At 73.8% G+C, this 14100-nt stretch carries 11 protein-coding genes; 5 read left to right on the forward strand and 6 right to left on the reverse strand.

From position 1 onward, the window contains the following. The first annotated feature begins 143 nt into the window (after nucleotides 1-143). Both AC1VWI_RS03475 and AC1VWI_RS03480 read left to right on the forward strand, forming a co-directional pair. Nucleotides 144-1013 (forward strand): hypothetical protein, encoded by an 870-nt coding sequence (locus AC1VWI_RS03475; RefSeq protein ID WP_499509413.1) that lies wholly within the window; start codon nucleotides 144-146, stop codon nucleotides 1011-1013. Nucleotides 1014-1135: 122 nt separating this feature from the next. After that, complete coding sequence (locus AC1VWI_RS03480) at nucleotides 1136-1360, forward strand: hypothetical protein (protein ID WP_018562799.1); 225 nt, start codon at nucleotides 1136-1138, stop codon at nucleotides 1358-1360. A gap of 106 nt (nucleotides 1361-1466) precedes the next feature. Here the strand turns inward: AC1VWI_RS03480 and AC1VWI_RS03485 are convergent, their stop codons facing one another. The 3 genes from AC1VWI_RS03485 to AC1VWI_RS03495 are packed head-to-tail and all read right to left on the reverse strand — an operon-like array spanning nucleotide 1467 to nucleotide 7742. Next, the gene (locus AC1VWI_RS03485) at nucleotides 1467-5963 is read right to left on the reverse strand and encodes an FtsK/SpoIIIE domain-containing protein (RefSeq protein ID WP_499509414.1); all 4497 of its coding nucleotides are present in this window, start codon (nucleotides 5961-5963) and stop codon (nucleotides 1467-1469) included. 19 nt (nucleotides 5964-5982) lie between these two features. Beyond that, the gene (locus AC1VWI_RS03490; protein WP_499509415.1) at nucleotides 5983-7152 is read right to left on the reverse strand and encodes a hypothetical protein; all 1170 of its coding nucleotides are present in this window, start codon (nucleotides 7150-7152) and stop codon (nucleotides 5983-5985) included. Beyond that, entirely contained in the window at nucleotides 7149-7742 is a 594-nt protein-coding gene (locus tag AC1VWI_RS03495; protein WP_499509416.1) for a sigma-70 family RNA polymerase sigma factor, read from the reverse strand. The genes AC1VWI_RS03490 and AC1VWI_RS03495 overlap by 4 nt, the downstream gene beginning before the upstream one ends. 172 nt (nucleotides 7743-7914) lie before the next feature. Between AC1VWI_RS03495 and AC1VWI_RS03500 the strand changes: the two genes are divergently transcribed. Next, the gene (locus AC1VWI_RS03500) at nucleotides 7915-8886 is read left to right on the forward strand and encodes a ricin-type beta-trefoil lectin domain protein (RefSeq protein ID WP_499509417.1); all 972 of its coding nucleotides are present in this window, start codon (nucleotides 7915-7917) and stop codon (nucleotides 8884-8886) included. A gap of 111 nt (nucleotides 8887-8997) precedes the next feature. On the opposite strand, the gene AC1VWI_RS03505 is transcribed toward AC1VWI_RS03500, so the two are convergent. Together AC1VWI_RS03505 and AC1VWI_RS03510 are read right to left on the reverse strand one after the other, a co-directional pair. Next, nucleotides 8998-9918: an SIS domain-containing protein gene (locus AC1VWI_RS03505; protein ID WP_499509418.1), complete on the reverse strand. Its 921-nt coding sequence runs from the start codon at nucleotides 9916-9918 to the stop codon at nucleotides 8998-9000. A 168-nt stretch (nucleotides 9919-10086) separates the two neighbouring features. Further along, entirely contained in the window at nucleotides 10087-10875 is a 789-nt protein-coding gene (locus AC1VWI_RS03510; protein ID WP_499509419.1) for a DeoR family transcriptional regulator, read from the reverse strand. Nucleotides 10876-11006: 131 nt separating this feature from the next. On the opposite strand from AC1VWI_RS03510, the gene AC1VWI_RS03515 reads away from it, so the two are divergent. Continuing rightward, complete coding sequence (locus AC1VWI_RS03515; protein WP_499509420.1) at nucleotides 11007-11840, forward strand: class II fructose-bisphosphate aldolase; 834 nt, start codon at nucleotides 11007-11009, stop codon at nucleotides 11838-11840. A gap of 32 nt (nucleotides 11841-11872) precedes the next feature. Here AC1VWI_RS03515 and AC1VWI_RS03520 read toward each other — a convergent pair whose 3' ends face one another. After that, nucleotides 11873-12631, reverse strand: a complete 759-nt coding sequence (locus tag AC1VWI_RS03520; protein WP_499509421.1) for a hypothetical protein — start codon at nucleotides 12629-12631, stop codon at nucleotides 11873-11875. A 149-nt stretch (nucleotides 12632-12780) separates the two neighbouring features. Here AC1VWI_RS03520 and AC1VWI_RS03525 point away from each other — a divergent pair, with 149 nt between their 5' ends. Then, on the forward strand, nucleotides 12781-14055 hold the full coding sequence (locus AC1VWI_RS03525; protein WP_499509422.1) for an MFS transporter: 1275 nt from the start codon (nucleotides 12781-12783) through the stop codon (nucleotides 14053-14055). Nucleotides 14056-14100 lie beyond the last annotated feature (45 nt).

Consider the following 14100-nt stretch of genomic DNA (forward strand, 5'->3'; position numbering starts at 1 on the left):
GGAGCTCTCCACGTGGACCACGCGCGGGGCACGCGCGTGGTTCATGTGACGTGGGTCAAACCCGTGCGCGGCGGTGAACCGGCGGGGGGTGTGGTGCGTGGTCGTGGTGACCGGATTCTCCAAGGACCGTCCGGAGGTCCCCTGTGCCCGAGATCAAAATCGACTACGACGTCCTCAACGCGGCGAAGCGCGACCTGGAAGCCCTGGCGGGCGAGATCGACCCGCTCATCAACAAGGGCGTCTTCGGCCGCCTCGGCTCGGGCAGCGGTGAGGCGGAGGCGATCCTCGGGCACGAGGGCGTCGCCAGTGCGATGTCGCTCTTCCACACCAACGCCAGCAGCACCATGAAACGCGCGGACAAGGGCCTGAAGGAGCTGGCCTCCGCGTTCGGCGGCGTGGGCGAGGCGTTCCGCGAGTTCGACTCCGAGCTGGGCGCCGAGATCGGTGTGATGAGCGCCAATCTGCACGTTCAGAACTGGCGGCAGAAGAAGGACCTGTGGGACTACAAGCAGAACCACCTCAAGGAGTGCGAGGGGCCCGGCGAACTGCCGGACTTCTGCTCCGCCACGAACCCCGGTGACACGCCCCCCGACTTCCACGTCGACACACCCAACGGTGGTTCGATCGACTCGCACGTGGAGGTCGACAAGGACGGCAACGTCACCAAGGAAGTGACCACCGTCAAGTACGACGGCAACACGTACACATCCACCACCACCTACAACGGCCCGAGCTACACGACGGAGACCACCTATCCCGACGGCAGCACCGCGCACACGGTCGCCAACATCAACGGCGACGGCAGCGGCTCCATGACCGTCACCGGCAGCGACGGCAGCCACACCGAGTACACCCGCGGCCCGAAGGGCTCCGACGGCAAGACGCCGGAGTGGACGTGGTCCGGCGGCAACAAGCCGGGCGAGGACCCGCACGACCCGAAGAACCCCAACAACCCGGACACTCATCCGCAGAACCCGGGTACCCACGGCGGCACCAACCCGAAGATCGCCTGATCGGGGACACCACCCCCAGGCAGTCATCAGAAGAGAAAGGCGATGCAATGCCCGCGATTCACATCGTTCCCGAGGACGTCCGGCAGCGGGCGGCGACTCACGCGGCCACTTGCCAGGAGTGGATGACCCGGCTCGGGAGCCTGAAGGGCCAGGTCGAGAGCATGCTCAACGACGAGCTGGTGCTGCCCCAGGCCAGCCCCGCCATCCGTGACGCCTACGAGCAGTTCACCGGCAGTCTCACCCAGGCCATCCACGGCCTGGAGAACTTCGGTGAGGCGTTCACCTCGATCGCCAAGGGCGCCGAGGACTTCGACACCCAGGTCGCGAACAACTTCAACAAGAAGTAGGGGACGCGCGCGAAGGGCCGGGCGGGAGTCGTCTCCCGCCCGGCCCTTCGCGGTCTCCGGGGCCCGTGCCGTGACCCGCACTCCGGTGCGGGCCACGGCACGGGGGTCACTCCGTGCGGAGCGAGGTCAGCGGCACCTGGAGCGCCATCACCTCGTTGCCCGGTCCCGCGGTCCAGCCGCGGCCCGCATGGGGTGCCACCCGGGTGACGGCGTGCGGCAGCCGTACGCCGATCAGGTCTCCCTCGGTGGTGCTCTTCGGCCCCAGCAGCAGGCCGCGGCGGGCCTTGCGGGCGCTGGACATCCAGCCGCTCATGCCGCCCTGGACACCGTCGGCGGTCGCGGCGTAGACGAGGCCGAGGCCCTGGTCGCGGCCGGACACCGTGATCTCCTTGAGGAGTTTGTCCGCGCCGGACATCGCCAGCAGGTCGGCGTCGTCGACCATCACCACCCGCGGGCCGGGCAGCGCGGCGAGCGCGGAGCGCACCGCCTCCTCGGTCGGTTCGGTGTCGGTGATGACGCGGACCGTGGTGTGCCGGCTGAGTCCGCGCAGCGGGGACTCGCGCGGGGTGAGGACGACCAGTGAGGTACCGCCGGCGAGCAGCGAGACCGCCAACGAGGCCAGCGTGTTGCTGCGCCCGGACCCCGTGGGGCCGATGACGCCGAACACCGCGGACGCGCCCGCGAGGTCGACGCCGACCGGCTCTCCCCCGTCGCCGCCGATGCCAAGCAGGCCCCACAGAGGCCGCCGCTGCCCCGCGGGCACCTTGTCGTAGACGTCGGCGAACTCCGCCGACCGCGGCAGCGAGGCCACCGTGAAGGGGCGCCGCTCCTGCGGCAACCGCGCGTCGCGCTTGAGCGCTGCGGCCCCGATCTTGCGCAGCGCCTCGACCTGCTCGGTGCCGCCGCCAGGGGCGAGCAGCGCGACCTGGGTCTCGGTACCGGTCAGGACGTGCCAGCCGCGGCCCGGCGGGATCTCCGCCGGCAGTTTGCCGGGCTTCATGCCGACGGCCTGAACGTCGGAGCGGTCGCCGGGCCGCAGGAGCAACCGGTGGTCGTTGTGCGCCGCCATGCGGCCGCTGAGCAGGGAGCGTTCGGAGGTGCCGATGAAGTGGATGCCCGCACCTGCGCCCTCGCGGACCAGGCGGACCATGTCCTGGTACATGTGGCTGTACTCGTGCTCGTCGAGCATGGCCGACAGGGCGTCCCAGCCGTCGACCAGCAGCAGGATGTGCGCCGGGCGTTCGGCCTTCGGAAGCACCTTCCGGAGCTCGTCGATACCCGTGGCGCTGTGCCGCTGCGCCAGCTCCTGGCGGCTGACGAGTTCCTGGTTGAGGCGGCGCAGCAGCCGTTCCAGCCGCTCGGTGTCGTGGCGGGGGACGACGGCGCCGCAGTGCGGGAGCGTGGTGAGTGCGGCCAGGCCGCCGCCGGCCGCGTCGATGCCGTAGAAGTGCACGTCGGCGGTGCTCTGGTGGCGGGCGGCGGAACCGGCCAGGGTGCGCAGCACCTGGGTGCGGCCGGAGCGGGGCGCACCGATGACGTACAGGTGGCCGAAGCTGCTGAGGTCGGCGGCGGCCACGTGGCGCCGCTGCAGCTGCGGCACGTCCTCCAGGGCGTAGGGGATCAGCAGGCGTCCCTCGCGGACGGGATTCATCGCGTCGAGGTCGTCGAGCAGGACCCGGCGCTCCAGCGCGGGCAGCCAGGGGCTGGGCTGCGGGGTGTAGTCCTCCAGCTGGTCCACGGCCGTGCGGATCTCCTCCACCAGGACCTGGAGGTCGGTGGGGGCGGGCGCCTGGGCGCTCTGGGTGAGGACGACCTCGGACGCCGGCGGGGCCGCGGCCCGCCCGAGTGCGTCCCAGGACAGCTCCGACGCCACGACGGGCTTGCGCGCGCCGCTCTCGGCCTCGGTCTCCGCCTCGCTCTTTGGCCGCGGCCGCTCGGCGCCAACCCAGGCCGTCTGGAACGGCTCGGCGGACTTCGGCCCGCGCCGCACCAGGGCACGGCCGGGGGTGGTGGCGGAGATGTCGACGGCGTCGTTGACGTCGATGACGTCCTGGCTCTCGGACTGGTCGGTGACGCGCAGCGCGATCCGGAGGTTGGTGTTGGCGCGGATGTCCGCGGTCACCACACCGGCGGGACGCTGGGTGGCCAGGACCAGGTGGATGCCGAGCGACCGTCCGCGCTGGGCGATGCTGATGAGTCCGGGCACGAAGTCGGGCACCTCGCGCACCAGGGTGGCGAACTCGTCGATCACCAGCAGGAGCCGCGGAAGCGGCGCGAGCGTGGGGTCGGCGGCGCGCTTGGCCTGGTACTCGGGGAGGTCCTTGGCGTTGGCGGCAGCGAGGACGTGCTCTCGCCGCATCAGCTCGGCGCCCAGCGACTCCAGGGCGCGTTCGACGAGGTGCGCGTCGAGGTCGGTGACCATGCCGAGGGTGTGCGGCAACTGCGCGCACTCCTTGAAGGCGCTGCCGCCCTTGTAGTCGACGAGGACGAAGGTCAGCTCGTCGGGCCGGTTGGCGGCGGCGAGGGAGGCGACGAAGGTCTGCAGCAGCTCGGACTTTCCGGAGCCGGTGGTGCCGGCGACCAGTCCGTGCGGGCCGTCCTGCACGAGGTCGAGGGAGAACGGGCCCTCGAAGCCGCTGCCGAGCACGAAGGAGGTGGCGGAGGGCCGGGAGCGCCAGCCCGCCAGGATCTTCTCGGCGCTGGGCGGTTCCTGGTTCAGCAGGTCCAGCAGCTTCACCCGCTGTGGGAGCCCCGCGTCGTGCTCGGGGCTGACGTCGCGGACCGGCGCCACGGCGCGGGCGACCTGCTCGCACCACTCGGGCGTGACGTGGTCGGCGCGGACCCCCGGGACGTCGGGCGTGCCGGGGCGCTTGACGGTGAGCCGGCCGGCCTCGGCGAGCACCACACCGGTGCTCTCCTCGGGCAGCAGCCGCTCCTGGTCGTCGAGGCACAGGCTGAAGACGCGTACGGCCGGGCCCTCGGTGAGGACCTGGACCATGCCGGGCACGTCGCGCAGCCGCCGGGCACCGTCGGCGATCACCAGGACGTCGGGGCCGACGGGGGCGGCGTTGCGGTCGGAGCGCGTGGCCCGCTTGCGCACCTGGATCTGCGCGACCAGTTCCGACACGCGGGCCGCGGTCGACTCGGGGTCGTTGCCGATCAGGACGAGCGGGCCGCCTGGCGCGGCGGGCCGCACGTGCGGGAGCCAGCGCACCCAGGCCCAGTCGCCGGCGCGGCTGGAATCGGTGAGCAGCACGATCCGCAGGTCGCGGGGAGTGTGCAGCACCGCCGCCTGCACGGCCATCCAGCGGGCGAGCGGCTGCACCTCGGCGGCGGGGCCGGCCACGCCCACCACGCCGTGGCCACTGAGGTCCATGCCGATAGGGGCGTCGGGGATGTTCCAGCGGATGGTGCGGTGGTTCTCGTCCCGGGCGGGGTCCTCGAGTTCGCGCAGCGAGGGCTGGTCGGCGGTGCCCAGCCGCAGCACGAGGTGGTCGGGGTCGTGGCGGCGCCGCTCCCAGAGCCGACTGCCCGGCCCGGTGGCCATCAGGGCGACGGCGGCGGGGTCGGGGCCGGTGACATGGCGTACCCGGCGCTCGCGGGCGACGGCCTCGCGGACGCCGTCCTCGACCACGATCCGGCGCCGGTTGTACTGCCGGTCCGCCTCCTCGTACTCCTTGCGGGCGGTGCGCCGGCCGGTGACCCAGTTGGAGACCATCATCATCGGGCCGAGCAGGATGAAGGCGAGGAAGTAATACGACTTGAAGATGGCGACCATGAAGAAGCCCATGATCACCGGGGCGATCATCATGGCCGCGGGGAAGGGCCGCTTGGCGGGGGCCGAGGGCGGCGAGGGCAGCCGCACCCGCTCACCGTCCAGGTGCGGGGCGATGCGCGGCGGGCGGTTGTAGTCGATGCCGAAGCCGTCCGCGGACTCGGTGACGGCGGCGTCCGCCTCGACCGGCGCGCTCATCCTCAGCAGGACGGAGCCGACGGTCAGGTCCTCGCCGGGCGGCCACGGCACCGGCTGCCCCTGGGCGGCGGTGCGCTCGGTGGTGACCTTGTGCGGACGGGTGCGGCGCAGGGCGGTGACCGCGTCGTCCGGCGGGGGCGCGGCAACCCGGCCGCGCACCTCGTCACCGGGCGCGGTGCTGGTGCGGTGCCAGTGGGCGGAGCCCTCGGCGCCGACCGTCACCCACAGGCCGCCCTCGGGGACGCCGTCGCCCCCGAGACGGATCGCGCAGAGCGGTCCGGAGCCGACCTCGTGGCTGCCGAACCCGAGCCGCCAGGTGCGCCCGGCCTGCGGTCCGGAGACCACGTGGACCTCGGCGAGCACCGGTCCGGCGTCGGTCCCGGCGCCGACGCGTACCCGGTCGGGGTCCTTGCCGGGGGCACCCAGGCCCAGGACGCCGCCTTCGCGCAGTCCCGCCGCATCGACGGGCGCGTCGGGGTCGAGCCGGCGGCCGTCGAGGTAGAGGTCGCGGCTTCGCGCCCCGTCCACGGCCTCCGAGAGGTCCGCGACGGTGGTGCGCGGTGGCAGCCCTACGAGGTGGTCGCGGCGCGCACCGTCCGCGCCGTCGACGGTGGTGATGGTGAGGTTCACGGTCTTCCCAGTTCGGGCGTCACGAGGACGAGGAGCGTGCGGTGGCGGCGGAGACGCCCGCCGGTCCGAATGCGGTCGGTTCGGCGAGGTCGCCGTCCTCGTCGCCGTGTTCGGTGGCGGCGGGGGCGGTCTCGGGGCGGGGGGCGGCCGGGGCGGGCTCGGGGCGGGGGGCGGTCGCGGAGACGGCCATGGCGGTGGGCGGGAGTCCGGTCTCGACGAGGTCGTCGTCGGCTGACACGGTGCCGAGCACCTTCGGCGGGTTCGGACCGGAGCCACCGTCGTCCCCGGGGACGGGCGGCAGGGTGCGTACCAGCCGGGCGACGGCGCGGGCCAGGGGCAGCGCGTCGACGGTGAGGGCGGGCGGGCCGCCGTGCAGGCGCAGGTGGCCGTCCCGGTCCGCTTCCAGGATCAGGGTGCTGTGGTGGGCCACGCCCAGGGTGAGCAGACGCACGCGGGCCGGCCGGTTGCGCTCCGGTGCCTCGGCGCTCACGGCGTAGCCGGCGTCGAGCCGCTCGAAGACGTCGGTGGGGCCGTCGTGCCGGGGGTGCACCCCGGCGCCGACCACGACGCGACCGGCCGGGAGGCGGGCGTCGAGCTGGGCCGCGAGGGCCTGCAGGACCGCGCGGGCGGTGCGCCGCTCGCCGGTGACGGAGACCGCCGGGGGAACGGCCGTCAGGTCGAGGAGCACCGCGTCCGTACCGGCCCTGCCGAGGCAGACGAGCACGGGGGCCTCGCCGCCGTGCCCGGTCTCCGGCGCGGTGCCGAGGTCGGCGCGGCCGATCCACCACAGGCGCGGCTCGGCCGCGTCACGGGCCCAGGGTTCGGGCAGCGCGCCCTCGCCGTGGCCGTGGGCGACGTACACGCCGACGACGTCGGTGCCCAGCAGCGTCGCGTACGGCCGGGCGCCGGGCCGTTCGGCGGCGGCGCGGCGCAGCGCGGTCGCGGCGTCCGTCCACCCGGCGTCGTCACGCAGCAGACGCGCGAGCACACGCAGGCCGCTGCGGTGCCGCAGCTGCGTGCGGACGGGCGTGGCGAAGGCGCGTGCGGCCGTCGTCAGTTCGCGCACGACGCGGCGGCGCAGTGCGCCCCAGCCCCCCTTGCGGCGGACGAGCCAGTGCGCCACCACGACGACGAGGATCAGCAGACCGATGAGCGCGATGAGCCGGGTCCAGCCGGCGGGGACGTTCACGCGGCCACTCCGTCCACGCCGCGGCGGGCGAGTTCGGCCCTCAGGGCCCGCACGCCATGGTGGGTCCGGGACTTGACCGTACCCCGCGGTACGCCCATCTCGGCGGCGGCGTCGGCCCCGGTCTGGTCCATCACGTGCACCCGGACCACGGCCTCGCGGTGCGCGGGCGGCAGGGCGCTCAGCGCGGCGAGGAGCACGGAACGGTCCTCGACGAGACCGGCGTGGTCGCCGGCGTGGTCGAGCGCGGTGCCCGCGAAGTCCGCGGCGGTGATGCCGACGGGCACGGAGCGGTCGCGACGGCGGTGGTCGACGACGAGGTTGCGGGCGACCCGGAAGAGCCACATGCGGACCGGACGCTCGTGCACGTCCAACCGCCCGGCGCGCTGCAGGGCACGCAGCAGGGTCTCCTGCAGCACGTCCTCCGCGGCATGCACGTCGCGGCCCATAAGGCCGGTGACGAACCTCCGGAGACTGTCCCGCTCGGCGATGATCAGGCTGGCGACAGCACTGTGTTCGTCGGCGCCGCCGGTGTCGTGGTCCGCGAGGATGTCCGCCTCGCCCTCACGACAGTCGGACTCGTTCACACACATGGCGTAAAGATTAAGCTGCTGAACGAGATGCTCTGACCACAGTGTTGGCGCATATTCGATCATTCACTGTCACACTTGGTGAAATCTTAAACTATTGTTCACCTTGCCGAAATCGAAGGGCGGACGCGCGCCCTACGCTTCCGCGCAGATTCCCGAGCCGACAGGAGACCACGTGCCTCCCCATCCCGATCCACGGGACCCCGAGGTTCTCGACGGGGCCACGCCCCGTTTCGCGGACACCTTCGCCCGACGCCCCTCGCTGCCGCACCGGCGGCTGCTGCCGGACAGGCGGGCGTGGAGCGTACTGGCGACCACGTCGGCCGTCATCGGCTGCGCGGTACTGGTCGTGCCCTTGATGGCGCGAATTGACGTGCTGCCCGACGGGGGCGGCAAGGGCGACCCGGTGGCGGCCGTCGAGCCCAGCGCTTCGCAGAGCGGCATCCTGCCGGCGTCGCCCGGCACGAACGGAACCAAGGGCTCCCCCGCCGGGGGCGGCAACGTCCCGCCGGCCTCCGGGTCCCAGGGAGGCACGAACGGCGGCGGCGCGGCGGGCGGGACCGGCAGCACCGGCGGCGGCCTTCCGGCAGTGGGCGGTGAACCCGGCAGCACCGGAGGCGGCGGAAGCACCGGAAGCGGCGGCGGTTCGGCCACCGGCGGCGGTTCGGCCTCCAGCGGTTCCGGCGGCTCGTCGGGCTCCACATCGGGTTCGTCGGCCGGCCAGCCCACGCCCAGCAAGGCGCAGCAGCCCGCCACCGTGCCCGGCGTGCGGATCCGCAGTTCGCAGAGCGGCCGCTGCATCGCGGTCAGCGGCGCGAAGAACAGCACCGGCCGCGACGGCGCCCGGCTGCAGATCCAGGACTGCGACGGCGGCGCCTGGCAGAAGTGGGACTTCCGCTCCGACGGGACCATACGCGCCTTCGGCATGTGCATGGACCTGGCCGCCGCCTCGTTCACGGACGGTGCGGTCATCCAACTGGCCCGCTGCAACGGCGGCTGGGCCCAGCAGTTCAGGCTCAACACGTCGAACGACCTGACGAACAAGAACAAGTGCGTCGACGTGGTCGACAAGGGCACGGCCGCCGGCACCCCGCTCCAACTGTGGACGTGCTACGGGACGAAGAACCAGAAGTGGTACAAGTCCTGACAAACCGCACATGAAAAACCACACACGAATGCCGTCCCCGCCCCTCCTCGGGGCGGGGACGGCATTCGTGTCACGCCGGACGGCGGCGGGGGTCGTCGGTCGGCCCGGCCGTCAGCCCCGGCCGTCCGCCAGCACCACCGAGCGCGTCAGGTGGCGGGGCGCGTCCGGGTCGAGGCCGCGTGCGGCACCGAGCGCGGCGGCCAGCCGCTGGACGACGACCAGATCGGCCAGCGGGTCGCGCCCCAGGGCCACCAGGCGTCCGCCGGTGCGGGCGACCTCCCCCGCCAGCCCCGCCGGGAGGTCCGCGGGGTCGCCGAACCACCAGGCCACCCGGCCGGGCCCGGTGACGCTGATCGGGCCGTGCCGGTACTCCATGACCGGGTACGCCTCCGTCCAGGCGCCGGCCGCCTCCCGCATCTTGAGCGCCGCCTCCTGCGCGACGCCGTAGGCCCAGCCGCGGCCGAGGAAGGTGAACTGCTCGGTCTCCAGCAGCCCGTCGGGCAGCGGCGCGGCGAGCGCCGCCTCCGCCTGGGCGGGCAGTCCGGTCAGGTCCTCCCCCAGCAGGGCGCGCAGCAGGACGAGTTCGGTGGTGGCGAAGCGCGTCTGGACGACCGAGGTCTCGTCGGCGAAGTCCAGCACCACCGCCGCGTCGGCCAGTTCCATGACCGGGGTGGCGGGATCGGCGGTGACCGCCACCGTGGGGGTGGTGCCGCGCAGCCGGGTCAGCACCTCCAGCACCTCGGTCGTCGTGCCGGACCGGGTGAGGGCGACGACCCGGTCGTACGCCCGGCCGGCCGGCATCTCCGAAGCGGCGAAAGCGTCCGTCTCACCCTGCCCCGCGGTCTCGCGGAGCACGGCATAGGCGTGCGCCACGAACCACGAGGTGCCGCAGCCCACCACCGCCACCCGTTCACCGGCCCGGGGCATCGCAGCGCGCCACGCCGCCGTCTCCGCGTCGTCCGCGAGCGCGACGGCGCGGCGCCAGCACTCCGGCTGGGTCCGTATCTCGGTCTCGGTCCTGCTCTCGCTCATCGATGGACTCCGTCCCTGTCCGGCGGCCCTTGACACCGAGCACGCCCGGTCGAGCATCATGTGTGAAGTTGCTCGACTCTAGCAATTTTCCTGCAGAAAATTGCATGCTGCTTCATGCGGTGGCAGGACGGCGGAAGGGGGAGACGGCCGGTGCGACGGCAGGCCAGGTCAGGCGCGGACGACCTCCACGCCGGCCGCCGCGAAGGGCTCGGTGAGCGCGGGCGGAGCGGTCCCGTCCGTCACCAGGACGTCGACCTCCTCCACCGGGCAGATCCGCGCGAAGGCACGCTTGCCCAGCTTGGAGGCGTCGGCGACGACCACGACCCGCTCGGCGCGCCGGGCGAGCGCACGGTTGATGCTCGCCTCGCCCTCGTGCCGGGCCGCCGCGCCATGCGTGACGTCGATGGCGTCCACGCCGAGGAAGACCAGGTCGAGGGTGAGCTGCGCGAGGAGTTCCGCGGCCAGCGGCCCGATCAGCTCGTACGAGGCCGGCCGGGCGACACCGCCGGTCACCACCAGCTTCACGTGCCGCCGGACGGCCAGTTCACCGGCGATGTTCAGCGCGTTGGTGACGACGGTCAGAGCGGTCTCGGTGCCGCTGTCGGCGAGGTCGGCGCGCGCGGCGAGGGCGCGGGCGACCTCGGTGGTCGTGGTGCCGCCGTTGAGCCCGACCACCGTGCCCGGCTTCACCAGGGCCGCCGCCGCCCGGGCGATGTGCTCCTTCTCCGGGGCGTTGCGGGCGGCCTTGTAACGCAGCGGCAGGTCATAGGCGATCGCGTTGATCACCGCGCCGCCGTGGGTGCGGGTGACCATGTTCTGCCGGGCCAGTTCGTCCAGGTCGCGCCGGATCGTCGCGGCGGACACCGCCAGTTCGGCCGCTGCGGCCTCGACCTCGACGCTCCCGTCGCGGGTCAGCATCTCCAGCAGCGCGCTCCATCGGGCCTGTGGTCCCGCCATCTCCTCGCCCCCTGTCGGTGGGTGTGCCGGCCCGGTGCCGCGCCCACGCGCGGCAGCGCACATTTCTGCGCTTTTTCCGGACCGAACCATCATGTTCACTCAACATCATTCCATCGAGAGGTCGCCGCGTCATGCCGCTGGTCCCCACCGCCGAACTCGTCCGCGCGGCGCACGCCGACCGACGCGGGATCGGCGCCTTCAACGTCATCACCCTGGAGCACGCCGAGGCGGTCGTCGCCGGCGCGGAGGCCGCCGGACGCCCCGCGGTGTGCCAGATCAGCGAGAACGCGGTCCGTTTCCACGGTGGTTCCCTCGCCCCGATCGCCCGCGCGACCGCCTCGGTGGCCGAGTCGGCCGCGGTCCCCGTGGGCCTCCACCTCGACCACGTCACCGACGAGGCCCTGCTGCGCCGTGCCGCGGACTGCGGCTTCGGCTCCGTGATGTACGACGCGTCCGCCCTCCCCCACGACCGCAACGTCGCCGCCACGCGCGCCGCGGCGGACTGGGCGCACGACCACGGTCTGTGGCTGGAGGCCGAACTCGGCGAGATAGGCGGCAAGGACGGCGTGCACGCCCCGGGGGCCCGCACCGACCCCGACGAGGCCGCCGCCTTCGTGGCCGCCACCGGGATCGACGCCCTCGCGGTCGCCGTCGGCAGCTCGCACGCCATGACGACCCGCACGGCACGGCTCGACCACGACCTGATCTCCCGTCTCCGGGGTGCGGTGCCCGTCCCGCTGGTCCTGCACGGCTCCACCGGCGTCCCCGACGACGAACTGCGCCGTGCCGTCGCCGCGGGCATGGTCAAGATCAACATCGGTACGGCACTCAACATCGCCTTCACCGGCGCGGTGCGCGGCTTCCTTTCGGCCGACTCCGCCACCGTCGACCCGCGCCGCTACCTCTCCTCCGCGCGCACGCAGATGGCCGCGGCCGTCGAGAGCGCCCTGCGGGTCCTCGGCTGACGCCGGACGCCGGACGCCGGACGGCGGACGGGTCAGCGCCGGCCCGCCGCCTGGAGTTGCCGGAGCGTCCAGCCGCGCCCCCGCACGTCCAGCGGGCGCGTGGCGGCGGTGAACAACTCCGCGGCGCGCCGGTAGGAGAGCCGCCCGCGGCCGGTGCGGAACAGCGGCCCGTCGACCCGCCCGAGGGCGAGCAGCGGCAGCAGCCGGGCCGATCCGTCCCCCCAGCGCAGCGGCATCCCGGTGCGCTCGCGGGTGCGGCGGCCCGGCATGTCGAGGTCGTCGACGTCCAGCGCGAGCAGCCGTTCGATGGTGGCCCCGGTCTCGTGGAGCAGATGCCAGAACGCCTGCTCCCGCAGCGGTGCGGACAGCCGGAGCACCTCGCGCACCTGGTCGGCGCCGAGTCCGGCCCCGGCTCGGCGTGCCTTCGGCACGGGTAGCGCCCGCAGGTCCTCCGTGGGGTCGCCCGACAGCCAGCCCTGCGCACTCCACCACGTCACGGCGCTGCAGAGGACCGACAGTTCACGGTTGGCGGTGCGGGCACCGACGGCCGCGGACCGTGCTGCGAAGGCCTCGCGTAGCCGCCCCGCGGTGCCCGGTGCGTCGAGCAGGGCCAGCGGGACCGCCGGGGGCTCGGCGTTGCGGCGTCCTCCGCCGACGGGCAGGGGGCGGTCGACGAGCCCCCAGGCCCAGGTGGCCAGCGCGATCCGGTAGACCCGCCGCGAGCCTGCGCCCAGCCCGGAAGCGGCGAGGAAGCGGTCGACAGCGACGGCGTACTCCACCGGCTGGGTCATGCGACGCCTCTCCCCTGTCGATCCCGAGATCGACCGCAGTAAATCACTCTGCGGTGCGAACCGGAGCCATTCTAAGTTGATTCGACCCGACTCAATAATTTTTTTCGCGGGCCTGGCGTGTCGCCGCGCGCCCCCTGCACGCTGCGCCCATGGCATTCGATCTCCGCCCCGCGGTCCTGCGCGAACGCGACTTCCGGCGCTTCTTCATCGGCTACACCACCTCGCTGTTCGGATCGTCGATGGCGTCGGTCGCGCTGGCCTTCGCGGTCCTGGAGACCGGCGGCGGGGGCACCGAGCTCGGCCTGGTCCTCGCGGCGCGGATCCTGCCGCTGGTGCTGGTCCTGCTCGCCGGCGGCGTCCTCACGGACCGGTGGGGCAGCCGGCAGGTGATGCTCGCCGCGGACGTCACCCGCTGCCTCACCCAGGCCGGCCTCGCCCTGGCCCTCCTCGGCGGTGATCCGCACATGGCCACGCTGATCGCGCTGGTCGTCGTCTGGGGCGCGGCCGAGGCCCTGTTCACCCCGGCCCTCGACGCGCTCGTCCCCCGCATCGTGCCGGGTGACGCGCTCTCCGACGGCAACGCGCTGCTCGGCGTGGCCCGATCGGCGGCCTCGATCGCGGGCCCGGCGATCGCGGGCGTCCTGACGGCGGCCGCGGGCGCCTCCGCGGTCCTCGCCGTGGACGCGGTGAGCTACGGGGTGAGCGTCGTCGCCCTGCTCCTGCTGCCGCGGACCGTCCGGGCCGCGGGGCCGGCCTCGTCCTTCGTCGCGGAGCTGCGCGAGGGCTGGACGGAGTTCCGCTCCCGGACCTGGCTGTGGGTCACCTCGGTCCACGTCTGCCTGTTCAACCTCTTCGTGTGGGCGCCGTTCCTCGTCCTCGGGCCGCTGGTCGCCCAGCGGGACCTCGGCGGGCCGAGCTCCTGGGGCCTGGTCATGGCCCTTTACGGGGCGGGAGCGGTGGCGGGCGGCGTGGCGATGCTGGGGCGCCGGCCCCGCCGCCCGCTGTTCGTGGGCACGGCCGCCACCCTGGGCTGGGCCATGCCGTCGGCCGCCCTCGCCACCGGGCTGCCGCTGCCGTGGATCTGCGCCGCCGCGCTGGCGGCCGGAGTCGGCTCGGCCGTGTGCGGCACCCTCTACGCCACGGCCACGCAGTCCCAGGTGCCCCCCGGTGCGCTCGCCCGGGTCAGCGCCTACGGCACCTTCGGCGCCTTCGCGCTCGGGCCGGTGGGCCTCGCGGCGGCCGGTCCGGTGTCCGTCCTGTTCGGCGTCGCGGGGGTGCTGGGCTTCGGCGTGGTCTGGCAACTCGCGGCCGTGGCCCTGGTCCTGACGCTTCCCGCCGTACGGGCGGCCCTCCCGCGGCCTGGGTCGACGGCCCCGGCCCCCGGCGGGGAACAGGGCGTGGGCAGCCCCTCCGCCTCGTCCTGAACCCTGCGGGGCCGTCAGGCGACGTCGTGGGTCATGTGCGTCACG

Source organism: Streptomyces sp. TOM-9 (assembly GCF_056858595.1).